The following is a 25,088-nucleotide window of genomic DNA, read 5'->3' on the forward strand; positions in this document are numbered from 1 at the left end:
GTGAATGCCTATAACTAATTTACTCCTTTAAAAGGATGACACTTAATCGTAAACCATCTGCTGCTCTTAAAATAATATAACCTTTTGTGTAAGTCAGAGTGGATGTTGGTACTCCTTGGCGAGAGGGACGATCCCTTACCTGAAAAGTGCCCGAAATTTCCACTAACCGAACCTGTGTATTGATGAGTGGATGGTCTTCTCTTAGTGGCTCTAAACCTAGTTTTCGAGCTTCTTTATAACTCATTAAACTAGACTTTATAACTTTTGAGTTACTTGCGTTAAAGCGTTTTCCTATTACTATCTTGAGTGCTCTTTCAGCCGCCACTTGTTCACCGATATCTCCATTAGGATTCGCTGGAACTGAAAAATTTGGTAACGGCTCATTATTTACAGGAGGTAGTTGGCCTTTAGTATCTTCAGGATTTGGTACTGGTTCTGCGTTCATAGGTGAGACTTGAGAACTTGTCTGATTCTTTTGAGCTATTACTTGGCTCTCACATTGAAGATGTAAAAATTCCAATTGTAAATAAAACAATAGTTAGAATCGCTTTCCTGATAATAATCAGTTTACCTGAAATTATTAACATTATTTATGGCATTACAGTTTCATCTGACAATGGTTGATTTTGCCGATTTTTATAGTCCGAATCGATGAACGCACTGGTAAAATTTACATTCTGGCTGGAGAGGAAACGGGTATATTAATTACACGCGATGGCAGATGGAGATACGACGAATGACAAAACCCAACTTTGCGGCGATGAGCAAGTCTCAGTTGAAGGCTTATCTGTTAGAATATCGTAACGATACTGAGGCTTTTCACGCATTAATGGATAAAATTACATCTGAACCAAATCAGACGTTTTATACAGTTGAGGAAGTAGGAAAGTTACAGGAATTAATTGAGGATAGACGACACTTTAAATCAGCGAACAGTGAACAGTTATCAGTTACTGATGAAGAGGTTGATAACTGATATAGCAATGTCTGAGGACAAGCCGCTTCTCTACGAGACGCTCCGCGAATGCGTCTACGCTCATTTGTATGCAATACACTTTGACCTCACTTTTATTCCTCTCTCTTAAAAGGCTACGGTGTAGACACAAGTAGTTCTATAAGGGAAGGGTTGGGGTTAGGTCTGTATTGAACTCAACTGACAAACGCTATAACTGATAACTGTTAAAGCATTTGTTGAGTTTATACCATTTTTTTTAACTTCTAAGTTGCACAGGCATCGCTAAATAGGTCATTTTCAAACCACCCAATGGTGTAAAAATTACTGGAGTTAGGCTTTGATTTAAATGCATTTGAATTTCGGAAGATGGTAACTCTTTTAAGCCTTCCATCAAATATTTAATGTTAAAGGCAATCTCAATATTTTCACCAGAAATTTGTGCTGGCATCGACTCTCTACCACTGCCCACATCTTGAGCTTCACAAGATAAGGTAATTTCTTGAGCTTCGCTATCAATACTAATCTTGACAATATTGTTTTTCTGATCTGCTAATACAGCAATCCGCTCCAAAGTGCTGACGAATTGTCGCCGTTCAATTGTCACTTGTCGCTCAAATTGGCGCGGAATTAATTGCCGATAAGCAGGATATTGCCCTTCTAATGTGCGACTAGTCAAGCGTTGATTTTGCCATGCAAACACAACTTGACCTTGATCGAAATATAAAGCTACAGCTTCATCTGATGAGGCGCTATGAGCTAACATTCGTTGGAGTTCGCGTAATGCTCTAGCTGGTACTGTTACTTCTACTTGACTAGTTCCGCCTAGAGGACGCTCGTTGCTAGTTTCTACTACTGCGAGGCGATGTCCGTCGGTAGCTGCAAATTCTAGGGTATCTTGTTTAACTGTTAAATGTACTCCTGTGAGTACTTGCTTGGTTTCATCAGCACTGGTAGCAAATAATGAACCGCGTAATCCCTCAATTAATGCAGTGGTGGTGAGATGGATTACTTCTGTATTTTCAATTACAGGGAGTTCGGGAAATTCTTCCGGCCCCATTGCTCGGACTTGGTAATGTCCACTCTTAGGTGTGAGCGTGACAATTAAACCTTCTCCACCGGATGTTGCACCTGTGAGGGCTGATTCATCGTCTAGAGTGATTTCGCCTTCTGGAAGACGAGAGGTGATATCTACAAGTAACTTAGCAGGAAGTGCGATCGCACCACTTTGCCATACCTCTGCGTTAAAGCTGGTGCGGATTCCCAAGCTGAGATCGAAGGCTGTTAAGCTTACTTGGTTAGTTTCAGCATCCGCTTGTAACAGCACATTGGCAAGTACTGGATGAGTTGGCCGTGAAGGTACTGCACGACTAACGAGTGAGAGGTTTGTACTGAGATCGCTTTGGGAGCAAACTAATTTCATAAGTCAGATGCAGCTTGTGAAAGATATCCTAACATCCTTATGTTTATAGGCGATCGCTGACGAAGTTGCTTAAGGGTAGAAAACTCGGTCTGACAAATTACCAACACTGAGCAAATGTTGGGGAATTCCTCCCATGCGTTCTAGAATGCTTTGCTCAGATGGCTGGCTTTGCTCACCATCAGATGTAGAATTTTTCTGATCCTGTCTACCTTTTATGAATAGCAAGAAGTCTAACACTTCTTCCACTAGAGAATCTGAAACTTGCTCAATTTCCTGAATAAGTTGCTCTCTGGCTGTCATAAATTATCTGCCTTAATACCAACAGGACTTCATTTATCACATTAACAGGGTTCAAGGGAAGATTTATTGTTAGACAACAGGCAAAAGCGATGTCTACGACGGGCTACGCCTACGCTCCTATGCTTCAAACTGTAACAATTTAAACACTTGCAACTAATACTCTTTTATATATAAGAAACCCTTAAACATTTCCAAAAAATATATAAGCAATTGCCGCAAAGGCTTAATACTTTGCAACACATACTCTTTCATATATAAGAAACCCTTAAGTTTTTCCAAAAAATATATAAGCAGTTGCTGCAAAGGCTTAATACTTTGCAACACATACTCTTCCATATATAAGAAATGCTTAAATCACTGTAGCATTTGTTGTAACTAACTTATGAATTTATTTGCTACCTGAATATTAAAAATAATCTGCGTAAAATTAACTAAGCTATGGGAGATACGATGTCTACTATGGGCTACGCCTACACAACTTATTTGTAGTATTTCCCGATGACATCAAATATGTTTTTGTATAAAACAGTACTATTAACCTAGTAGCAGAGATGCATTATGGCACGTCGTAAAAGAAATTCCAGCGTTTTAGAACGAGCCGATCGCCGAATTGAAAGTTTACAATCTATCAGCGTACAACTTGACTTTGGGGAAGGACTGACTATACAAGCTTATAATATGACAATTAACGATCTCCGGTCTAAGCTTGCTGCTTACAACACTGCGTTATCTACCATTGACAAACTTACAGATGATGTGAATAACGCAGAACAGGCTGTAATAACCATGTCAGAAAAAATGTTACTAGGAGTTGGCAGCCGTTACGGTAAAACCAGCCAGGAATACGAGATGGCGGGTGGTGCGCGACGAGGTAATACCAAGAAGAAGCGAGGCGTAGTAGACAATTCCAAAGTCACCAATCCTTTAGCAGCGGATTCTGTTCAGCCTTCTTCTGTAAATGGATCTATGAATGGGGCTTCGGCTGCGATCGTCAGCTAGCTAAAATCCAATAGGGAACGGTACTAAGTTAAGCTGAACCGACACAAAATAACTAGTTCCCAGCCTAGAGGCTGGGAACCCATTCTGGGAGGCTCCGCCTCCAGTAGGCTTGACGAGAGGTTCTACCTCTCGGAATACATTCCCAGCTTGGAGGCTGGGAACGAGGCGAAAAAATTAAAGCTTTTTAACCCGCGTAGGCGGGTTTTGTATTTCGACTCCGCTCAACACAAGTCTGTGTAGCCGCGACTTCCAGTCGCCCGGTGTAGTATGCAAACATACTATAATTTGTGAAAAGCCTAATTTATCCTACTCCTAAAGACGCAAGAGGTATCGTTGGTGTCGCTCAAAGTATTCTGTTCCTACTCTCACAACGACGAACCCCTGAAGGATGAACTAGCTAAACACCTGACTATGTTGGAACGGCAAGGTGTAATTTCAACTTGGCACGATCGCAAGATACCACCTGGAAGAGAATGGGATCAGCAGATTAATGAAAATTTGGATACAGCCGATATCATTCTATTGCTCGTCAGTTCAGACTTTATATATTCTAAATACTGCTGGGATATTGAAGTTACCAAAGCAATAGAACGCCACGAAGCTGGAGAGGCTTGCGTCATTCCAATTATTCTGCGAAATGTTTCTTGGCAATCAGCACCATTTGCTAGACTACAAGCTCTGCCCAAAAATGCCCAACCTGTTAAGTCTTGGAATAATCAAGACGATGCATTTACGAATGTAGCTGAAGGAATTAAATTTGCTGCTGAACAACTAATTAAGGAGCGTCAACAAAAACGGGAAATTAGGGAAGCCGCCATAGTTGAGTATCGACAGAAGGCTGAAGAATTTGCGTCTGATGGGGAGATTTCTCTTGTAGAATCGGAAATATTGAAAGATTTACAGGAAAAGTTAGGATTAACAGATTTAGAAGCCAGTGCAATCCGAGAGAAAGCATTAGAGCCTTACGGTATATATAAGAAAAATATAGACAAATACAGGCTATTCTTGCCAGATTTTCTAGATCGACATGGATATCCATTGGATGAAAAAGCTAAAAATGAATTAAAGAAATTACAACAATACTATGGACTTAGAGATGAAGATGTAGTTCGCTTAGAGAAAGAGCAAGAAGTAGAGTATCAAAAACGGCAAGCAGAAAAACTTCTGCAAGAACAGGAAGCAAAGCTTTTTACAGAAAATTTGGGCAATGGCGTAGTTCTGGAAATGGTTGCAATTCCTGGTGGGAAATTCTTAATGGGTTCCCCAGAGAATGAGCCAGAACGAGACAGTGATGAAAGTCCACAGCACCTTGTTATCATTCAACCCTTTTTCATGGGTAAATATCCAGTTACACAAAGCCAATGGGCTATTGTAGCCGGACTGAAAAAGGTAAATATTGATTTAAATCCCGAACCATCCAATTTCAAAGGTGATAATCGCCCTGTTGAACAAGTGTCTTGGGATGATGCAATTGAGTTTTGTGCCAGATTGTCTAAGAAGACTGGGAAAACCTATCGCTTGCCTAGTGAGGCAGAGTGGGAATATGCCTGTCGTGTGGGAACGACTACCCCATTTTATTTTGGTGAGACGATTACAACTGATTTGGCGAATTATGACGGTAACTATACTTATGGTGCTGGGTCAAAGGGCGAATTTCGTCAGCAAACAACAGATGTCGGAAAGTTTCCACCAAATCCCTTTGGTTTATTTGATATGCATGGTAATATATGGGAATGGTGTCAGGATGCTTGGCACGAAAATTATAATGGAGCACCAGCAGACGGTAGCCCCTGGATGAGTGAAAGTGATCTCCGGCTGCTGCGTGGTGGTTCGTGGAACTACAATTCGGGGTACTGCCGCTCGGCGGATCGCAACAGGAACGCGCGTTACGGTAGGTACGACCTCGTGGGTTTTCGGGTTGTGGTTGCGGCTCCCCTCAGGACTTATTAGCCCTTTACACTCTTGCTCTTTTGCACTCTTCGCTTTTTTCTTTTCCCTTCTTTTCTCTCTCGCGCTCTGCGCGATAAAATTTTTTTAGCTAAATTTTGAATGAGTGATTTACCGATAATACAGAAAACATACGATTTGATCAAGTGGGATGTACCAATTTTAAATCGTCTGCCCAAAGATCATAAATTCTTACTGGGAAATCAGATAATTACACAATTATCAGCTTTAAGTGTACCTATTAATTAGATAGGTGCGTATTCTTTCTGCCAACGCGCATCCTGGTTATCGCTCCCTCAGAGTTTGAGTTCACTCCATTTACATCGAATCGCAAACTAACCTGTTGAATAAAGACACAGAAATAATCGTTGTCTTTACCAAAGTTTGCGCGTGATTAAAATCAGAATCACCCGTAATCAAAAAATCTGCCTCGGCTGCTAAAGCACAAGCTAAAAACTTTGCATCTTTTCTATCTCTAGGAAAATCAATTTCCACATTTACATCAATTAGTGTTGGAAATGTATCAATAATTTCACACCATGACGCTCTCACTTCATCTGTCAATTTAAACTTAGGCCGACTTAACACCTCTTTATATTCCCCTACAATTTCTTCAGAAACAATCCATTCCCAGTGGGGATTATCAAAAATAAACTGAATAACTGCTCTTGGTACTCCACCCTTAAGGACACCAGAAACTAAAACATTCGTGTCAACAACAACTTTCATTCTCCGCGTCGGTAAGCTTCAATCTCTGCTGCTATTTCTGCTTCGGTAATATCTTGTACTTTTGGTAGCGACTGTGTTTTATCAAATAAATCTCTCAGTTTTTTACTAATTTCTGCTCTGGTATTCTCCTCAGCTAAAATAATTATTTCTACTCGTTGTCCTACCTGAAAAGGTAAATCAGATAAGATCACTTGCTTTGGATCTGTAATAGTAATGTATTTTTTGTAAGCGTTCATAATTTCTCACTGGCTTAAAAAACTAAACTGGAGATGGTAGAACACAGGGGTACTGAGACAATAACAAAGCTTCCTGTTTTCCTTATTCTAACGCCGTCCCCCTTACCAAGTTTACCTTGTGGAAAACTTGTGGAAAAACTCTGATATTTTTCCACAAGGTAATTATACTTAATTAAGTTTTAACAGTAGAATATTAAGTTTTCCACAGATTTTTCCACAAAAAGTAAGATTTTTTCCACAATCGAAGTGAAATTTAATCAATTTTTAGACGTTACTTAATATTCTTGACTAATTCTTCAGCCGTCAAAGCTCATAATTCAGACTCCTGTTTGTGGAAAACTTACAATACATCTTCAGGATGGTTTTTGAGAACGGCTAGTCATATTGATGCGATCGCTCAGTTGGCGGATTGTTTGTGCTAAAGTGCGATCGCTCTCCTGAAGTTGGGTAATTTTATCGCAACTATAGATTACCGTTGTATGGTCTTTACCACCAAACTCCTCGCCTATTCTCGGCAAACTCAAAGCTGTGTGTTGGCGCATGAGATACATTCCTAATTGACGCGCCCAGCTAATCTCTCTTCGTCGTGAGTTACTTTTGAGGTCATCTATTGAAACATCAAAATTATCAGCTACAACCTTTAAAATTGCTTCTGGGGTAGCTGCCATTTTTTCATTAGGTGGTTCTAAAACTGGCGTAATATTTTCCACCGTCATCGGTAAACCCCAAATAGAAATATAAGCCACCGCCCGAATTAAAGCTCCTTCTAATTCTCGAATATTAGAAGTATAGTTAGAAGCAATATACTCAATCACGTCGCGGGGAAGACTAATATTTTCATCCTCAGCTTTTTTCTGTAAAATTGCCATTCTCGTTTCTAAATCTGGCTTTTGGATATCTGCGATTAAGCCCATAGAAAACCGAGAACAAAGACGTTCTTGCAAGCTAGGAATTTGGTTAGGGGGACGGTCGGAAGCAATCACAACTTGTTTACCAGCTTCATGTAGAGTATTAAAAGTATAAAAGAATTCCTCTTGGGTATATTCCTTCCCTTCAAGAAACTGAATATCATCAACTAATAAAAGATCAGCGGCTCGGTAATGCTCTCGGAAACTTTGCATACTATCCTTACGAATCGCAGTAATTAAATCATTAGTAAACTGCTCAGTAGAAACATAAAATATTTTACAATTAGGAGAAATTGCATAGCGATAATGACCAATAGCTTGCATAAGATGAGTTTTACCCAAGCCGACACCACCGCATAAAAATAAAGGATTAAATTCTTTACCCGGAGATTCTGCAACTGCCAAAGAAGCAGCGTGAGCCATCCGATTGTTAGCACCAACTACAAATCGTGAAAAGACATATTTAGAGTTTAAGTCAGTAGTTTTATGATTATGATTAACAACAGCTTCAGAAATACTGCTGGAATTTGGTGATTCCCAAGCAACCTCGCGTTCACTAAAATGAGAAACTTCATCACCTTGAGCAACGGTAATGTAAATTCCCACAGGATGACCGAGAATATCTTGTACTACATGAGCAATGGTATTGATGTAATACTTCTGTAACCAATTACGAGCAAATGGGTTAGGAGTGCAGATAACCAAACAATTATTTTCTAATCGCTCTGCACTAGCAGTTTTGATCCAAGTTTCAAAGGTAGGTCGGGATAGTTCAAGCTTTAGGCGCTCTAGTACCTGACTCCACAGATTTTCTATGGGAATTTCCATTATCCACCACCTTTGCTGCTAATCGTCACAATAGAAGAGAAAGCACTAATTTAGCATTGAGACACGCTAGACCTAAAATAAGCTTTTAAGTTGTAATCATTTTGGGACATACCCAGTAGGCAAGATCCTAACACCCACTGACTGACACGGAGAAGCAACGACACATGAAGATAACAAACCATCACTCAGCACCCAAAAAGATTGAAACCAGGGGTTTACCCCAGAGGTTGTGGATGCTCTCATACGGGGTAGCAGTGGTGTTCCTGGGAAGCTGCTCTCTTTTACCTGCTAAGACCATTGATAATCAGCAAAGCGATACTCAAGCCCAAAACACAACAGTACCTAATCCGGTAATTGTCCCCCCACAGATTTTCTCTTCATCTGGAGATCCTAATTTTGTCGTGAAAGTAGTGCAACAGGTGGGGCCTGCGGTAGTTCGTATTGATTCTTCCCGAACAATCACTTCTCGCGTACCAGACGAATTTAATAACGATCCATTTTTCCGGCGGTTTTTTGGAGAGGGAACTCCACAGCCTAGACAACGCGTAGAGCGCGGTAGTGGCTCTGGATTTATTATTAATTCTTCTGGTCAAATTGTTACCAATGCCCATGTGGTAGATGGTGCTGATAGAGTAACTGTTATACTCAAAGATGGCCGGACTTTTGATGGGAAAGTTTTGGGTGAAGACCCAGTAACGGATGTGGCAACGATCAAAATTAATGCCAACAATCTGCCAACTTTATCTGTGGGTAACTCCGATGCCTTGCAACCAGGAGAGGCTGTAATTGCCATTGGTAATCCCTTAGGCTTGAATAATACCGTCACTTCTGGAATTATTAGTGCTACAGGGCGTTCTAGTAGCGAGATCGGTGCTAGTGACAAGCGGGTTGATTACATCCAAACGGATGCTGCGATTAACCCTGGTAATTCCGGTGGGCCATTGCTCAATGCTCGTGGTCAAGTGATTGCAATGAATACAGCGATTATCCGAGGCGCTCAAGGCTTGGGATTTGCTATACCCATTAACACCGTGCAAAGGATTGCCCAGGAATTAATAGCTAAAGGTAAAGTGGATCATCCTTATTTGGGTGTGCAGATGGTGACATTGACACCAGAAAATAAAGAAAGAATCAAAAAAGTAGCAGGCGATCGCTTAAATCTTACAGCAGATGAAGGCGTTTTGCTGGTTGACATTGTGCCGCGATCGCCTGCATCTGTAGCTGGGCTACGAGTCGGTGATGTGATTAAAAGCATTAATAGCCAGCCTGTTACTAAAATTGAAGAAGTACAAAAGCTAGTAGAAAAGAGCAAAATCGGTACTAAATTACCCATAGAAGTGGAACGCAATGGGCAAATTGTCCAAGTAGGAGTTCAACCTGCTCCTTTGCCCGTCAGACGTGAAGGATGATGTTTGTCATTTGTCATTGGTCATTTGTCATTTGTCATTTGTCATTTGTCATTTGTCATTTGAAAAACAACTGACATACTCCACTCCCCCAATGCCCAATGCCCAATGCCCCATGCCCAATGCCCCATGCCCAATTCCCCATTCCTAAAAGGAGTTTTATCATGACTGAATTAGCGCCAATAATTCAATTAGGCAATCCAACATTGCGCCAAAAAGCTGCTTGGGTTGAGAATATTCAAGATGAGCAGATCCAAAAATTAATTGAAGATTTGATCGCCACTGTTGCCAAGGCTAACGGCGTGGGAATTGCTGCGCCTCAAGTAGCACAATCCTATCGTTTATTTATTGTGGCTTCCCGTCCGAATGCCAGGTATCCCAACGCCCCGGAAATGGAACCTACTGCGATGATTAATCCCCAAATCATTGCTCATTCAACTGAAGTTGTCAAAGATTGGGAAGGTTGTTTAAGTGTTCCAGGAATTAGGGGGTTAGTTCCTCGGTATAAATCTATTGAGGTGGAATATACTGACTCTCAAGGCAACTTACAAAAACAAGAATTAACCGATTTTATAGCTCGGATTTTTCAACACGAGTACGATCATCTTAACGGTATCGTATTTGTAGATCGCCTAGAGAACACTCTCGATATGATTACTGAGCAAGAATACCAAGAACGAGTAGTTAACAAATAAATGGGAGTGAGAACAATACGGTTCAGTTAAGGTTTTTTGATGAAAATTTTAGATCACAAAGATACGATAAATCGCTGTCTCTACAAAAGACTGGTTATTGTAGAGACGGCGATTCATCGCGTCTCTTGCCTGAACCGAACAGTATTGGGAGTGGGGAGTGGGAAGTAGTATATTAATTACGAATTACGAATTACGTTAGCGCAGCGGTAGCGACGCAGGAGCGTCATTACGAATTATTTAAGCGTGTGATTCGCAAACTCGTTCACCCCGCCATAATTGATATAGCCGTGTTGCTGGCATAGTCATATATAAAACATCACCATCACTGAGGTTAGTTTCTAATAAATCCCAACCATGAAGGGTTTGGTGATTTGTTTCTACGTACAAAGGTACACAATCAGCAGACATCGCTACATCTTTTACCCACTGACCGCAAAAGACGTGTGAAGCTGTAATCACAGTTGCAAAAGCTACCCAAAGACTATCGGCTGTGATGCCATTGCCCAGGATACGTCCCCCTAGTGCAGCAGCAGCAAAAGCTGGCGCTGCCAGTTCAGCCGGACTCAGTACGGCCTCAAAGCCAAATAGCTGTTGTGCTATGCCAGCAAAATCAGGATCGGCATAATGAACAATCACCGGAATACTGGGTGCCAAACCTTTGGCTTTGAGGGCAATTTCCAAATTGGTAGCATCATTGCTAGTAACAGTAATCACTGCGGCGGCAGAGGCTATATTGCTGGCTTTGAGTATTGTGCGGAAACTGGCATCGCCCTGAATGACGGGGATACCCAGTTCGCGGGCGGTGTTGATATATTTGTTGTTGGAGTCGGGTTCAACTACTACAACTTCATATCCACTGGCGTGGAGTTGCTGGACAATTCTCACTCCAATACCACTCAAGCCACAGACAATGTAGTGATATCGCTGGGGAATTCGGGCTGCATCCCAAAATTGCTTAAAGCGGCTTCCTAAGACAAAATCGGTGAGCATGGCATACCAAATACCAATCACCACTGCTCCAATCAGCATCATCACAACAGTAAATAACTTAATACTGTTAGGAGCATTTTCTACTACTTTGTCATTACCACCGGCTCCGGTAATCATGCCTACAGAAAAATATAGAGCATCGACAGGAGACAAACTCAACTCAGCCGACATATAGGTGAATGTAGCGATCGCAATAACTGTTAATAGTGCAATAGCACCCACCACTACTGATCGCCCGTGTTCCTGAAACTGCCTAAGATTAGTCATAACTTTCAGCAGTTTTCTAATCAACGATCTCCGGGGAGAACGGATGCGGGGTTGTGTACCAATAATTAAGCGATCGCCTACTTGGATCTCTTGGCCAGATATGACAGCTGATACCAAATCCATCTCACCTTTGACTGGTAAGTAATAAATTAGCATCCGCGATCGGTCTTCCCACAATTCACTCAGCTTTCGACCCTTCCAAAAGTGGTTTTCATCAATGTATTCTTCGTGAATTGGCCAAGTTTGCTGAAATAATTTGATTTGTCCGATCGCTCGGTTTCCCAGCGCTGCAAAGGTGAATACGGGTGCTGCTAATCCGACAACACTCATACTCAAATGGTCTGGCAAACTTTGATCTAGGCGCTCTCCTAAATTTGTATTATAAAAACGGTTGATAATCCGAATCTGGGGATTCAGCACCCGCGCTTGCATCATAATAGATAAATTCAGAGCATCTTTAGATCCAGCGATGACTAAAGTGTGCGCCTGTTGAATTCCTGCTGCTGTCAGGGTAGAAGCTGCTTGTAAATCTCCAACAATCACATCTCCTGCTGTTTCGCCAGGGATAGATTGGTGATGAATGCCAACAACGAAGGCTCCCTGATGTCTCAGCAGACGAAAGGTTTTATATCCGGTACGTCCTAAGCCACAAACAATAATTCTGGGTTTCATGAAACGGCAGCATCTTTTACAGGTAGGGCTGCATTTCTAGTTAGTTATCAATATTGTTGCCCATTTTCCTGGAATATTACTGTAGCTGACAACACGATTGTTTTAATTGGAGGCAGGAGGCAATAACAATTCAAAATTCAAAATTCAAAATTCAAAATTCAAAATTCAAAATTGTACCCTTACAGGGATCTTGCTCGGCGCAGCGTCTCGTAGAGCAGAGAGTTTCAGATGGGGATATAAAATAATATAGAAAAATATGGCAATTTTTGTAGGTTGTGATACGCTATCTGCTTGAGAAGTGTGGAGGAGCCGAAAATGACTAAGCTGCGGGTAGGGTTACTGTTTGGCGGTCGTTCGGGAGAACATGAAGTTTCGATCAACTCAGCACGGGCGATCGCTAAAGCCTTAAGTGCAGAGGAAAATGCTAGTAAGTACGAAATACTGCCTTTTTACATCCAAAAAGATGGCCGCTGGCTGGCAGGAGAAGCACCCGAAAAGGTTTTAGCAACCGGCAGTCCGCTACTAGAATCGGAAGAATCAACTTCTGAGGGAAATCTGACATTCAACCCTCAAGCCCAAACCCTGAGCAATTGGCAATCTCCCTCTCAAGTTGCCCAAGTAGACGTTTGGTTTCCCATTCTCCACGGCCCCAATGGTGAAGACGGGACAATTCAAGGGTTACTCACCTTGATGCAAGTCCCTTTTGTCGGTTCTGGGGTGTTAGGTTCGGCAATGGGAATGGATAAAATTGCCATGAAAATGGCCTTTGAGCAAGCGGGACTACCACAGGTAAAATACAAAGCGGTAACTAGAACGCAGGTTTGGTCTAATCCGTGCGTATTTCCGAAACTATGTGATGAAATTGAGGCAGCATTAGGTTATCCAGCTTTTGTCAAGCCTGCGAATTTGGGTTCATCGGTGGGTATTGCCAAAGTGCGATCGCGCCAAGAATTAGAAGCTGCTTTAGATAGTGCTGCCAGTTACGATCGCCGACTAGTTGTAGAAGCTGGTGTCGTCGCTAGAGAAGTTGAGTGTGCCGTTTTAGGTAACGATCAACCCCAAGCCTCTGTCATTGGAGAGATTACTTATGACAGCGATTTTTATGATTATGAAACTAAATATACTGAGGGTCGGGCAGATTTACTGATTCCTGCACAGCTTCCAGAGGCGATCGCTCGTCAAATTCAGGATATGGCTTTGCAAGCTTTTGCCGCTGTTGACGCTGCTGGGTTAGCAAGGGTAGATTTTTTCTATGTGGAAGCAACACAAGAAGTATTTATTAACGAAATCAATACGTTGCCAGGCTTTACTGCGACGAGTATGTATCCCCAACTCTGGGCCCATAGCGGAGTCCCCTTTCCAGAATTAGTCGATCGGTTAATTCAACTTGCTCTTGAAAGGCATTCTCCTAGCTGAGAAAGGAAATAAACGAATTGATTTCCGATTATTACGGTAAAAAGTCACAATAAATACAGAACTTTCGCAAAATTTAGCCAGATTTTGTAGCATCTGTTTTACAAAAAAGCTACTAAAATCTGAACTTTGTTACGGATACCTGATGCTTGACTCCTCCAGTACAATTTATTGACTAGAGGGGTACAAATCTGAAAGTAATCATGGAAAAAAGTCAGAATGTACAGCGCGAGCGAACCCATTTAAAAAGGGCTACTCCAGAGCTGACAAACAGGAAATCGAGACTAAGAAACAGCTCGAATGTTCTGATATATCTGGTTGCACATCATCCTTGGCTATTGTTGACTGGGTGTTTAGCCATGTTTCTGGGAGGTGGCGCCTTTGCCTTATATAGCTTAGGTAATGCTGGCTCCGTGCCACAAGAAGAACCAGAAAAAATCCCAGTTATAGTTGAAGAACCAATCAGTCCGCCCTCTGAGAATAGCAATCCTACACCTTTATGGCTGGTTGCTGCGATCGTTCTCAGCTGTGGTGGTGGTTCCTTGCTGATTTTCCGAGTGCTTAACCGCACAAAGCAACCACAAAAAGTTCAAAAACAGGTTAATCGCCATCAGGTACGCTTGGCACAGAAGCATTACCAAAAATTGGAACCACATCTTCCCAAGAGTCAGCCAATTTTTGTGGCACAGCCACAACTAATGCCCCTTATGCAGATGCAACCTAAAACAAAGCATCTGGTAACTGTTCTACCAGCAGAACACAAGCACCACCTGGATACGCGCACAGAACCTTTAGCAGACTTGATGGATCTTCGTAAAAATAGTTCATTGTCTGCCATTTTACGCCAGTATTAATACTACGGTAAAGTAAAACCCCGTTAAATTAACACTTTTTGCCAATTAGCTTGGTTTAGATTCCCGACTTTCTCTAAGAAGTCGGGAATCTTGTTATGTACGAATCATTTATTTGCTATATAGCGGTTTAACTGCTTTTAAAAAGTTAGATATGAGCAATTAGGAAATTTAAAAACTTGCCAAAATGGCAACCAGGTTTTGATTATTCAAGTTAAATTGTATGAAGATAAACGACTTCAAGGGTTTGATTATCAGGGACTACCACCTAAGCAAATTCCTTTTGTAAAACACTATTTACTAAGTGATTTACAAAAACAAAAAGCTATCTATAATAATTATTTGCCGAGTATTTATCTCAGTAAATAAATTCAATAATCAGGTTTGGCATTTGCTGCAACAGGAATATTAAATGCGTGCAGGCGTTGTTGTTGAACTACGCATTAGCCCCCAAATAGCGGGTAACGTCTGTATACATTCCTGTTCACTTCAGCAGCAAATGGTAGAGTGGGAGTTTGAAAGCTGACTGATATGCTTCCTCCCACTCTCTTTTTATCAAAACAGAATTCAGGAGTCACAAGTCAGAATTCAGAATTCAGGAGCTTAGTGGTGCAGAAAAGTTTTCGGAGTCTCAAGTTGAGAAGACAGTAACACGGGAGAACTCAATTTGTTGCTCTATCTGCGATCGTTTTTTTAGTGAAGCAGTGGCAGGTGGAGGACTCTTTCGAGGTAAGGTAGCTAATAAGGGAATTGGGAGGCGTTGATAACATAAACGTTCAATTTCGCGTTAATCCTAATTGTAAAAAACTTAATCACCGCAGACTATGCCAGTCGAGCATTTTGCGCCGACCTTCACGCACGACAACCAGAGCAACGGCAATGGCAATCAAGGTGCAGCAGCCACTCGTGCTATTGTTAAATATTGAGCAAGTTTTTCTTGGAACTTTGCTATTGCTATGGGGTCTTGTTTATGCAGTTTAAGCAGGAGCCGTATCTTTGGGTTGGTAAAAATCGTGCTTCAGCACTGGAGAGTTGAAATGCTGAACCAGCTTTGTCATTGGTAAAAGAACAAACATCATGATGATAGTTCTATCAAGCTGCCCAGTTGAGCCATGAGTAATAAGTTTGCATTTGATGTTTTCCTGAGCTATAGCACAAGAGATAAGGCTGTTGTTCATAACCTGGCAGAGAGGCTAAAGAACGATGCTGTCCGGGTATGGCTTGATGCCTGGGTGATTGAACCGGGAGACTCAATACCGCTCAAGATTCAGCAGGGAGTAGAGCAGTCACGCACACTGCTGATGTGCATGTCGCCTAACTACTTTAAATCTGAGTGGGGCAAGCTAGAACACCTATCACTTTTATTTCGCGATCCTACCAATACCCAACGTCGCTTCATTCCCATTTTGATTGCTGATTGTGAACGGCCCAACATTATTGCCCAGTTTCTCTACATCGACTGGCGCAATACATCGGATAAGGCTTACGACAAGCTTTTAGCTACATGCCGAGGGCGAGAAGTTGAGCCATCAGAATCTGCTCTGTCAATGGACTCTATTATCCAGGAGCCAATAGTTCTTAAACAAGATAGTGATATTATATACATAGCCATTACTCCCAATGGCAAGACCGTTGTATCAGGATCTGAGGATAATACTCTCAAGGTTTGGGATTTAGCTAGTGGACAATGCCGAGCCACGTTTGCAGGCCACACGAATATAGTGTTAGGAGTTGCTATTACTCCTGATGGCAAGATCGTTGTATCCGGGTCTGCCGATAAGACCCTTAAGGTTTGGGATTTAGCTAGTGGACAATGCCGAGCCACGTTTGCAGGCCACACGGATATAGTGTACGGAGTTGCTATTACTCCCGATGGCAAGACGGTTGTATCGGCGTCTAAGGATAATACCCTCAAGGTTTGGGATTTAGCTAGTGGACAATGCCGAGCCACGTTTGCAGGCCACACGGATATAGTGTACGGAGTTGCTATTACTCCCGATGGCAAGACGGTTGTATCGGCGTCTAAGGATAATACCCTCAAGGTTTGGGATTTAGCTAGTGGACAATGCCGAGCCACGTTTGCAGGCCACACGGATATAGTGTACGGAGTTGCTATTACTCCCGATGGCAAGACGGTTGTATCGGGGTCTGACGATGCTACCCTCAAGGTTTGGGATTTAGCTAGTGGACAATGCCGAGCTACGTTTGAAGGCCACACGCATAGCCTGAACGGAATTGCTATTACTTCCGATGGCAAGACCGTTGTATCCGGGTCTGCCGATAAGACCCTTAAGGTTTGGGATTTAGCTACTGGACAATGCCGAGCCACGTTTGCAGACTACACGGATAGGGTGTACGCAGTTGCTATTACTCCCGATGGCAAGACCGTTATATCGAGTTCGGCAGGAACGCTGAAGATTTGGCAACTACCGGAGCCTGATAGTTGGAGCGAAGCCACTCTCGCAACGCGCTACACCAATGCCAAAGTCATTTTGGCGGGAGATACCGGCGTCGGCAAATCTGGGCTAGCTCTGCGCCTCACCCGTAAGACCTTTGAACCGACAATCTCCACTGATGCTCACTGGGCTTCTCAGTTCAAGCTATCCCAAGACACCAACACCTCAAATACCGCCCGCGAGATTTGGCTATGGGACTTTGCCGGACAGCCCGACTATCGCCTTATTCATCAACTATTTATGGATGAAACCCAGCTTGCGGTACTGGTGTTTAATCCCCAGCAAGACAATCCCTTTGAAGGGCTAGGACAGTGGGACAGCGACTTAGAAAAAGCGTCTCGTCGCGCTTTCAAAAAGCTGCTGGTTGCGGGTCGCTGTGACCGAGGCGGCTTGATGGTCAGCAAAAATGGCATTGAGGAATTTCAAAAAGAGCGAGGCTTTGCCACTTACCTGGAAACCAGTGCTCAAACGGGTGCTGGTTGCAACGACCTGCTCCAGGCCATTATCGAAAACATCGATTGGGATTCTATCCCCTGGACAGCGACCACCCAAACGTTCAAAACTCTCAAAGAGGAAATCATCAAGCTGAGGGACGAAGATAAGGTTCTGCTCCGCATGGCGGAACTCAAGCAGCAGTTTGAACTGCGTCTGCCGAATCAATCCTTCACGATTCAAGAGCTACGGGCGGTTGTCGGTCTGCTGGCTGGGCCAGGATTAGTTTGGAAGCTTGAGTTTGGCGATTTTGTGCTGCTTCAGCCCGAACGCATCAACGCTTATGCCTCAGCCTTGGTGCGTAAGGTTCGCGAACACCCCGAAGAAATTGGCTGCATCCTGGAGCGAGACATCCTCGACGCCAATTTGGATTTTCAAGACATGAAGCGGCTACCCCCTGACGACGAAGCCATTGTACTGCGGGCAATGCATCAAACCCTGGTGAATTATGGCATCTGCTTAAGAGCAGAAACCGAACAGGGAACGCAACTCGTATTACCTTCATTCTTCAAACGCGAACGTCCTGACCTGGAAGATCATCCCGCCCCGATCGTCAGCTATCGGTTTAAGGGGGGGATCGAAGAGATTTATGCAACCCTGGTGGTGCGCCTGCATCATACGTCAGCCTTCGACAATGACCGTCTCTGGAAATTTGCCGCCGACTTCAAAACTCCCACAGGTCAGCAAATTGGCTTTAAGTTGACAAAGAAGCGGGAAGGCTCGGCAGAGTTAATGGTCTACTGTAACCCTAAAATTCCCATCGACACTAAAGTCACATTTATTCGATACGTCCATGAGCACCTATTTCAAAAAGGTACGGACGTGCATCGCGATCGCCACTATGTTTGCCTCGACTGTAGCACCCCTGTCGAAAATTTCAAAGCGGTTCAGAGACGCTTAGAAGAAGGCAGAAAAGACATTCCCTGCATCTATTGTGAGAAGCGAGTTCCCCTTTGGGACTTAATTGAGGAAAAATTTGCCTCACCGGAGTTCCAAGAGCAAGTCCGTAAACTAGAAGCTCAATCCCAAGCCGGGATTGATAACCAAAGCAGAGAACTGATTTTGATGGGACATGCCTATGCGATTGCTGGGGAGGCAGGACAAATCTTTCGCCAAATCTCAAACTCTGACTGGGGCATTGATGGTGAGATCGAATTCAAAAACGACCAAGGAGAAGCCAGTGGCAAGCGAGTTTATCTGCAGCTTAAGTCTGGAGACTTGTATTTATATAAGCGCAAAAGAGACGGTAAAGAGATTTTCGCTAAACCACGCCACGCTGAATACTGGCATCCCGACAGCCAAAATTATCCGGTGATGCTTGTCATCCGTACTTCAGACCAACAAATCCGTTGGATGAATGTATCTGACTATCTAGCAAAGCACGGCAAACGAAAAAGGCAAATTGAATTTGACGGTGAACCATTTACGGCTTTGAATCTGGTGAATCAACGTAATCGTTTGTTGGCTTAGTATAGTTTTGCGTAAAAGCGTAGCGTTTTTAATGCAGGGGGATGCATTGGCATTGCAGGGGCACGCATTAACATTGTATCAGGATGCATTGGCATTGCAGGGGCACGCATTAACATTGTATCGGGACGCATTGGCATTGCAGAGGGACGCATTAACATTGTATTGGGATGCATTGGCATTGCAGAGGGACGCATTAACATTGTATTGGGATGCATTGGCATTGCAGAGGGACGCATTAACATTGTATTGGGATGCATTGGCATTGCAGAGGGACGCATTAACATTGTATTGGGATGCATTGGCATTGCAGAGGGATGCATTGGCATTGCAAGGTATTGCCAAATTTAATTCGCTACAAATTAATGAAATGCTGTACTTAGGCTGTTGTTTTAACTTAAGTATTCGTATCTGCACCACTAAGATTCAAGAGTCAAAATGAATTTTGTGCAACTGGTATATAGCGCAACAGTAGGACTCCTGCACAGAAGTAAGCTACGCGCATCGTCTGTCTGCGACACGCTGCGCGAACGTAGAGAGCGTCTGAATCACCAGATCTAAAACCCCTACTAAAAGATTACTGAATTCTTCTTCAGAAGTTAGTCTCTTGTAAAAACTCAAGAATCGTTTTATTCAACACCTCAGAAGCCCCAGTTGAGGCATCATGACAGCAGTTAGATAAAATCTGTAATTTGGAATTGGGGATATGTTGATGTAATTTTTTACCATGACTAGCAGGAAACCAACTATCTTGCTCACCCCACAAAACTAGTGTAGGACACTTAATTGCACTCAGATTATTTTGAATTTTAGTGAGCATATTTGGCTTATTTGCTTGCCAATTCTCAATTTCTCGCGCGGCTATTTGTAACTCTTCGGCGACTTTTGCGATCGTACCAGGCAATTCAGTAAATGGGTAAGTTATCCAATAGATATCTTCCTGCGTCAAGATTGAAGGATCGAATAATACCCCACGTCTTTCTATTGCCATAACTTCTCTAAATAAAGGTGCAAACAGATATGTCAGACGTAAAGAGTCAATTGTTTGCATTACTTCTAGGGGGGTTTGGGCAAGCAACCACATAGACCAATGGGGTAGCTGTTCGGCAAAAACAGGTACGTTTACTACTATCAGCCGTCCGATTAACTGCGGATTTTCTTGAGCAAGAGCAAGGGCAACTAATCCCCCTAGAGATTCGGCCACAATCACTGCGGGTTCATCACATAATGCCTGAATAATTCTTTGAAACTCAATAACTTGATGACCGTTATGTTCTTTACGAGACAATGGTTTTTCGGAAAAACCAAAACCTTTGGCATCAAAACAAATTACTCGGTAATATTTAGATAATGGTGCGACGCTGTGACGCCAATTGTAGCTCCAACTCCCCATACCATGTAATAAAATTAGCGGTTTACCTTTACCTTTTTCGCCATAAGCAATTTGTATAGGATAGCCTTTAGCATCACTAATAACTAGACTTTGCCGCCCTTTAGGAAAAGTAGCTTGCCACCAATCTTTCATTCTTTTATCAATAAACAATTTAACCGCCTGTAAAGGCGCTCCACAGGATTCTAATTAGGATCACGGGCAATGCTACTAAGACAATGGAGATTAGCAACAATCCAGCTAAAACGGCAAAGATAAACCATCTGTCTGCACTCTTTTGCTCGCTGGGAAACTTTAAGTATTCTTCCAAGAGCTTGATATTATTAGTGTTAGCTCTCCAGGCAAAATCAAAAAAGTCTCCCAAAACTGGGACAGCGCCTACCAAGCCATCAATGATTACGTTCAAAACCATTTTACCTAGAGTGGCTCTAGATACGCCTAGCCGTGCTGCTTCTAGAATGATGTAGCTAGAAAACATTATTCCCAAAAAATCACCACCAATTGGTATGAGTCCTAAAATTGGATCTAAACCAAAACCAATCTTTGTGCCAGGAATGGTAATAGCATTATCCAGCAACCGACTTAACTGACGCAGGCGCTTTAAGGTGGGTGCTTTGGCATCAGGTTCAATCATCGAAAATCGAGGAGGAGAATCAGGCATAGAGGCGATCGCTAACTTTGTATTGAATCGTTAGATATTTTACTCCCCTACTGAGCTTTTGCAATCATTTTCTCAGGGATTTACGAATTAATATTTTACTTGCGATTGCGGCTGGGCTTTTGAGCGCATATCTTCGCCGACTGTCACGTTCAACTGATCGCCGATTAACAGAACAGCAGCACTCATTGACAGCCAGAGCATTAAAACTATCACAGCTCCTACAGCACCATATACTTTATTATAATTGCCAAAATTCGCCACATACAGCCGAAATAGGGCAGACAACATTGCCCAAAAAACAGCTGCTAAAATTGCTCCAGGCATCATTGGCGTGCCTGAGTTCCATTTGCTTGGGCCATAGCGATAGACAAAGCCAAAGGCGACAGCGACAATACTTAAAGCTAAAGGCCAGCGTAACAGTAGCCAAAGATGCAACAAAAAGACCAAAGAACTATTTTCGCGCACTACTATTCCCAAAAGCCAGTCACTGGTAAACACTGAGAAAGAAGCCAATACTAAAAGCAACATAGTACCGACTGTTAATCCCAGAGAGACAAGCTTGGCTTTCCAAAAGGGGCGGATGTTTTCTGAGGGAATTTGATGGATTTGATCGAGGGCTGTCATCGCGGTACTCACCGCCCCAGAAGCAGTCCAAATTGCTAATACAAAGCTTAGAGAAAATAAACCACTGTTTTTGGAGTTAGTAATTTCTGTGGTAGCAAAATCACGAATCAGATCCAGGGCTTGTTCAGGTAGGACTTGACTTAGTTGTGCCGCCAGTTGTTTAAAGGTATTTTGTAAAGATTCCGCCAATAAGCCAATGGCTGTGATGATAGCAAGAATTGCTGGAAACAGCGATAGCATGGCATTGAAGGCGATTTCCGAGGCGAGTCCCAAAAGTCGCCTTTCGATTGTCCTAGAAAAAGTTTTTTTGAGCGTGCGCCAATTGAGGTGGCGAAAGAAGCGAAAAAAACGAGGCTTTGGCATAATTTAGAGTTAAAACGGTTGGGTTTATTAACTACTGTGCTAAATTTTGCGTAGCGATCGCATCTATCTTTCTACCGCAAGAATACTGAGTGGAGAGTGGGGGAGAGTTCCTAACTAATGACTATTAATCTATGAATCAAGATTTAACACAACAGTGGTTGACAGAAATCCAGGTAATCAAAGAGCAGATGGCACAGCTGCAACACGAGCGCGATACGGCTTGGGAAAGTGCCCAAAAATGGCGTCAGCTTTACAATACAGAAGCAGAACAACGCCGCACAGATACCCAACTTTCCCAACAGACGATCGCCTCCCTCAAGGCAGAACTGCATAAACTGCAAGGTTTTGAAGTAGACACACTGGCTGCTGGGACACCAGTAGCTATTCAACAAGAAATAGAACAGCTAAAATCTGTGGAAGACTTGCAAGCTAAACTTATCGCCGCGATCAAAGAACGCGATCGCCTCTTGCAAGCTTTGAAAACTGAGCAGGACAACCACGCCCAAACTCGCAATAGCCTTACTACTGCCTTGGGTGATGCTATCGATAGCTTGACACACGAACGAGCAGGGGCAGGGGAGCAGGGGAGCAGGGGAGCAGGGGAGCAGGGGAGCATAAGGGAGAAATAACCAATGCCCAATGCCCAATGCCCAATGCCCTAAAATCCCATTGCCTTGGCTACTGCGCCCAGTTCCGCTGCGATACCCTGTTGAAATTGACTGTGATTGTGTTTAATGGCTGTATCTGGGTCTTTTAGTCCATTGCCTGTGAGTACACAAACTACTGTCGCCCCTGTGGGGATTTGGTCTTTCACCTGCAACAACCCAGCGACAGAAGCGGCGCTAGCAGGTTCACAGAAGATACCTTCTGATGCTGCCAAAAGTCGATAAGCGTCGAGAATTTCGGCATCGGTAACGGCGTGGAAATTTCCCTGACTGGCGGTTTGTGCTGCGATCGCTAATTCCCAACTTGCAGGGTTGCCGATGCGAATTGCTGTCGCTAGGGTTTCGGGATGCGCCACTGGCTGACCGTGGACTAAGGGGGCTGCTCCTGCGGCTTGGAATCCCATCATCTTGGGTAGGCGATCGCACTTTCTGGCTTGATGGTATTGACAAAATCCCATCCAATATGCTGTGATATTTCCGGCATTTCCCACGGGAATACACAGCCAGTCTGGTGCATCACCCAATGCATCGACAATTTCAAAGGCTGCTGTTTTTTGTCCTTCTAGCCTGTAGGGATTGACCGAATTCACCAAAGTGATCGGATAGCTTTCGGCCATCTCGCGGACAATTTCTAGAGCTTGGTCAAAATTACCTTTAATTGCCAATACTTCTGCGCCGTACAGTAATGCTTGGGCTAATTTGCCCAGCGCCACATAACCGTCGGGAATCAGTACAAAGGCATTCATGCCTCCACGTCTGGCATAAGCGGCGGCGGCGGCTGAGGTATTGCCCGTGCTAGCACAAATTACTGCTTTTGCCCCTGCTTCCTTAGCCTTGGAAATTGCCATAGTCATCCCCCGGTCTTTGAAGCTGCCGGTAGGATTCAAACCGTCGTATTTTACAAAAACCCGTACTTGTCTGCCAATGCGTTCTGCGATCGCTGGCACTGGTATTAGAGGTGTGTTGCCCTCCAATAGAGTGACAATCGGTGTTTTTTCGCTGACAGGCAAGTATTCACGATAGGCTTCTATCAGTCCGGGCCAGGGTTGGCGATGAGATGTAGCAACAGACAGGCTCAAAGTCACGGGATTTAAAATTTCTTAATGTAAGGATTGGATATTTAGAAAGGGTGGGATAGGGAAGCGCAAAATGGGAAAGAGGAAGAAAGTAAATTTTTCGTTACCAATTGCCTGTTCAGAAGTTCCCTAATCCAAAAGAATCTTGTTAAGAATATTATTTTTTGTGGTGCAGGCGTTTCACTTGCTATTTTTATTTAGAACGTTAATTTATCATAAACCGCCACGGCGACCTTCGATTTAATAAATTAGCTTAGGAACATGAATTAAAAAAAATGCAAAACTTCATCCTGTATCTAGCTTCCCTCTCCTTTATAAGGAGAGGGATTGGGGGTGAGGTAAGCCAAGTACATAAATTGTATGTTATTTAATTCTTATTCCTTAGAGGATACTGACGAGGTGAAAAATCATCTGCAAATCTATAGGACTCTTATTTGACTTTTGAACAAGACTCAGTATGTACCTATCCTATTCCCTATTCCCTGTTCCCTGTCCATACAAGTAAATTCAGGAATCAAACCGGATTCCTATATCAGACTTACGTCATAACTCTCTGAAACTCTTATTTATCCGTGGTTAAAGTTGCTTTTACTGACTTATTTTAGTCAACTGCATCTATGTATTTTCCCACGCTATTCGTTTCAGTGAAGATAGGAAAATACTTAAGAGGCTGTTTCTTTTTGATGGTAGCCTTCCACCTCCCTTTCTACGAGAGACTGCACTAAGTGCAAGTGCTTCGCCCTACGTTTTTTCATGATTTAGCTTAATTCTTGATATAGTCTACATATAATTTCTTGCGTAAATTCCCCAAAAACGGCGATAATCATTTGTACAACCATAATTGACAGACTATAAATTAACTATTCCTAAGTACCATCCAGTGGAAGGAAGCTTTACACACTTGGGTCAGTGTCTTTTTTTGGAACACAGCCATTATAATCACCGTCTTTTATGATTGAACCCCAAATCCATTAGGGTAATTGATTGAAAATATACAATAATGTAATAAAGCTTAAAAGAGCATTATTATAATATTTCTAATGGTGTGAGTTAAATTGTGGATTGAATTAGCGATGCCTACTTATTTATCTAATGTTTCCGATCGCGAGTCCCAGACTGCCTGGGTCAGTAAGTTAACCAAGTCTTATTATCAAGACGATCAGCAAGCTAAATTGATGCATTTACAAGCAGAGGTAGACTCTCTGTTGCAGCAATTGGAAAACCTGAAGCACCAACGTCTAGCCGAAACCAACCAAAAAGAAGAGTAAGTCAGTCTTG

22 protein-coding genes and 2 pseudogenes are annotated in these 25,088 nt (G+C 42.9%); 12 read left to right on the plus strand and 12 right to left on the minus strand.

The genetic code is table 11. From position 1 onward, the window contains the following. Nucleotides 1–19 precede the first annotated feature (19 nt). Nucleotides 20–445 (minus strand): hypothetical protein, encoded by a 426-nt coding sequence (locus HWQ40_RS12825; RefSeq protein ID WP_292778267.1) that lies wholly within the window; start codon nucleotides 443–445, stop codon nucleotides 20–22. A gap of 291 nt (nucleotides 446–736) precedes the next feature. Here HWQ40_RS12825 and HWQ40_RS12830 point away from each other — a divergent pair, with 291 nt between their 5' ends. After that, nucleotides 737–976 (plus strand): hypothetical protein, encoded by a 240-nt coding sequence (locus tag HWQ40_RS12830; RefSeq protein WP_292778268.1) that lies wholly within the window; start codon nucleotides 737–739, stop codon nucleotides 974–976. Between the two features lie 235 nt (nucleotides 977–1,211). Here HWQ40_RS12830 and dnaN read toward each other — a convergent pair whose 3' ends face one another. Next, nucleotides 1,212–2,375 (minus strand): DNA polymerase III subunit beta, encoded by a 1,164-nt coding sequence (dnaN, locus tag HWQ40_RS12835; protein WP_292778270.1) that lies wholly within the window; start codon nucleotides 2,373–2,375, stop codon nucleotides 1,212–1,214. 69 nt (nucleotides 2,376–2,444) lie between these two features. Next, nucleotides 2,445–2,675 carry a hypothetical protein gene (locus HWQ40_RS12840; RefSeq protein WP_292778271.1) on the minus strand — a complete coding sequence of 77 codons (231 nt, stop codon included), beginning with the start codon at nucleotides 2,673–2,675 and terminating at the stop codon, nucleotides 2,445–2,447. 558 nt (nucleotides 2,676–3,233) lie between these two features. Here HWQ40_RS12840 and HWQ40_RS12845 point away from each other — a divergent pair. From HWQ40_RS12845 to HWQ40_RS12855, 3 genes and pseudogenes are all read left to right on the plus strand, one after another. Next, entirely contained in the window at nucleotides 3,234–3,674 is a 441-nt protein-coding gene (locus HWQ40_RS12845; RefSeq protein ID WP_292778273.1) for a hypothetical protein, read from the plus strand. Between the two features lie 336 nt (nucleotides 3,675–4,010). After that, on the plus strand, nucleotides 4,011–5,624 hold the full coding sequence (locus HWQ40_RS12850; RefSeq protein ID WP_292778275.1) for an SUMF1/EgtB/PvdO family nonheme iron enzyme: 1,614 nt from the start codon (nucleotides 4,011–4,013) through the stop codon (nucleotides 5,622–5,624). Between the two features lie 99 nt (nucleotides 5,625–5,723). Beyond that, a pseudogene (locus tag HWQ40_RS12855) lies at nucleotides 5,724–5,843 on the plus strand (four helix bundle protein); the annotation flags it as partial. Nucleotides 5,844–5,939: 96 nt separating this feature from the next. Here HWQ40_RS12855 and HWQ40_RS12860 read toward each other — a convergent pair. The 3 genes from HWQ40_RS12860 to dnaA all read right to left on the minus strand — a co-directional run bounded on the left by HWQ40_RS12860 (nucleotide 5,940) and on the right by dnaA (nucleotide 8,322). Next, nucleotides 5,940–6,350, minus strand: a complete 411-nt coding sequence (locus HWQ40_RS12860; protein ID WP_292778277.1) for a putative toxin-antitoxin system toxin component, PIN family — start codon at nucleotides 6,348–6,350, stop codon at nucleotides 5,940–5,942. Further along, a complete protein-coding gene (locus HWQ40_RS12865; RefSeq protein WP_292778279.1) occupies nucleotides 6,347–6,586 on the minus strand; it encodes a hypothetical protein in 240 nt (79 codons plus the stop codon). The genes HWQ40_RS12860 and HWQ40_RS12865 overlap by 4 nt, the downstream gene beginning before the upstream one ends. A 353-nt stretch (nucleotides 6,587–6,939) precedes the next feature. Further along, nucleotides 6,940–8,322 (minus strand): chromosomal replication initiator protein DnaA, encoded by a 1,383-nt coding sequence (dnaA, locus tag HWQ40_RS12870; protein WP_292778280.1) that lies wholly within the window; start codon nucleotides 8,320–8,322, stop codon nucleotides 6,940–6,942. A gap of 164 nt (nucleotides 8,323–8,486) precedes the next feature. Between dnaA and HWQ40_RS12875 the strand changes: the two genes are divergently transcribed. Further along, the gene (locus HWQ40_RS12875) at nucleotides 8,487–9,731 is read left to right on the plus strand and encodes an HhoA/HhoB/HtrA family serine endopeptidase (protein ID WP_292778281.1); all 1,245 of its coding nucleotides are present in this window, start codon (nucleotides 8,487–8,489) and stop codon (nucleotides 9,729–9,731) included. A gap of 161 nt (nucleotides 9,732–9,892) precedes the next feature. Next, on the plus strand, nucleotides 9,893–10,423 hold the full coding sequence (gene def, locus HWQ40_RS12880; RefSeq protein WP_292778282.1) for a peptide deformylase: 531 nt from the start codon (nucleotides 9,893–9,895) through the stop codon (nucleotides 10,421–10,423). 237 nt (nucleotides 10,424–10,660) lie between these two features. On the opposite strand, the gene HWQ40_RS12885 is transcribed toward def, so the two are convergent. Beyond that, nucleotides 10,661–12,352, minus strand: a complete 1,692-nt coding sequence (locus HWQ40_RS12885) for an NAD-binding protein (protein WP_292778283.1) — start codon at nucleotides 12,350–12,352, stop codon at nucleotides 10,661–10,663. A gap of 315 nt (nucleotides 12,353–12,667) precedes the next feature. On the opposite strand from HWQ40_RS12885, the gene HWQ40_RS12890 reads away from it, so the two are divergent. Both HWQ40_RS12890 and HWQ40_RS12895 read left to right on the plus strand, forming a co-directional pair. Then, nucleotides 12,668–13,768 (plus strand): D-alanine--D-alanine ligase family protein, encoded by a 1,101-nt coding sequence (locus HWQ40_RS12890; RefSeq protein WP_292778285.1) that lies wholly within the window; start codon nucleotides 12,668–12,670, stop codon nucleotides 13,766–13,768. A 356-nt stretch (nucleotides 13,769–14,124) separates the two neighbouring features. Continuing rightward, a complete protein-coding gene (locus HWQ40_RS12895; RefSeq protein ID WP_292778287.1) occupies nucleotides 14,125–14,619 on the plus strand; it encodes a hypothetical protein in 495 nt (164 codons plus the stop codon). Nucleotides 14,620–15,247: 628 nt separating this feature from the next. Here HWQ40_RS12895 and HWQ40_RS12900 read toward each other — a convergent pair. Continuing rightward, nucleotides 15,248–15,509, minus strand: a pseudogene (locus tag HWQ40_RS12900) (IS4 family transposase); the annotation flags it as partial. 219 nt (nucleotides 15,510–15,728) lie between these two features. On the opposite strand from HWQ40_RS12900, the gene HWQ40_RS12905 reads away from it, so the two are divergent. Together HWQ40_RS12905 and HWQ40_RS12910 are read left to right on the plus strand one after the other, a co-directional pair. Further along, nucleotides 15,729–19,034, plus strand: a complete 3,306-nt coding sequence (locus tag HWQ40_RS12905; RefSeq protein ID WP_292778289.1) for a TIR domain-containing protein — start codon at nucleotides 15,729–15,731, stop codon at nucleotides 19,032–19,034. A gap of 7 nt (nucleotides 19,035–19,041) precedes the next feature. Then, nucleotides 19,042–19,473 carry a hypothetical protein gene (locus tag HWQ40_RS12910; protein WP_292778291.1) on the plus strand — a complete coding sequence of 144 codons (432 nt, stop codon included), beginning with the start codon at nucleotides 19,042–19,044 and terminating at the stop codon, nucleotides 19,471–19,473. A 150-nt stretch (nucleotides 19,474–19,623) separates the two neighbouring features. Here HWQ40_RS12910 and HWQ40_RS12915 read toward each other — a convergent pair whose 3' ends face one another. The 3 genes from HWQ40_RS12915 to HWQ40_RS12925 form a co-directional block, all read right to left on the minus strand. After that, nucleotides 19,624–20,556: an alpha/beta hydrolase gene (locus HWQ40_RS12915; RefSeq protein ID WP_292778293.1), complete on the minus strand. Its 933-nt coding sequence runs from the start codon at nucleotides 20,554–20,556 to the stop codon at nucleotides 19,624–19,626. 19 nt (nucleotides 20,557–20,575) lie between these two features. Continuing rightward, nucleotides 20,576–21,082, minus strand: coding sequence for a DUF4112 domain-containing protein (locus HWQ40_RS12920; protein ID WP_292778295.1), 507 nt, complete (start codon nucleotides 21,080–21,082; stop codon nucleotides 20,576–20,578). 87 nt (nucleotides 21,083–21,169) lie between these two features. Then, nucleotides 21,170–22,069, minus strand: coding sequence for a YihY/virulence factor BrkB family protein (locus HWQ40_RS12925; protein WP_292778297.1), 900 nt, complete (start codon nucleotides 22,067–22,069; stop codon nucleotides 21,170–21,172). Between the two features lie 131 nt (nucleotides 22,070–22,200). Between HWQ40_RS12925 and HWQ40_RS12930 the strand changes: the two genes are divergently transcribed. Beyond that, nucleotides 22,201–22,698: a hypothetical protein gene (locus HWQ40_RS12930; protein ID WP_292778299.1), complete on the plus strand. Its 498-nt coding sequence runs from the start codon at nucleotides 22,201–22,203 to the stop codon at nucleotides 22,696–22,698. A gap of 29 nt (nucleotides 22,699–22,727) precedes the next feature. Here the strand turns inward: HWQ40_RS12930 and thrC are convergent, their stop codons facing one another. Beyond that, entirely contained in the window at nucleotides 22,728–23,819 is a 1,092-nt protein-coding gene (gene thrC, locus HWQ40_RS12935; protein ID WP_292778301.1) for a threonine synthase, read from the minus strand. A gap of 1,064 nt (nucleotides 23,820–24,883) precedes the next feature. Here thrC and HWQ40_RS12940 point away from each other — a divergent pair. Beyond that, complete coding sequence (locus tag HWQ40_RS12940) at nucleotides 24,884–25,078, plus strand: hypothetical protein (RefSeq protein ID WP_292778303.1); 195 nt, start codon at nucleotides 24,884–24,886, stop codon at nucleotides 25,076–25,078. Nucleotides 25,079–25,088: the final 10 nt, after the last annotated feature.

The organism is Nostoc sp. NMS9 (genome assembly GCF_017114995.1).
Lineage (GTDB): Bacteria > Cyanobacteriota > Cyanobacteriia > Cyanobacteriales > Nostocaceae > Nostoc.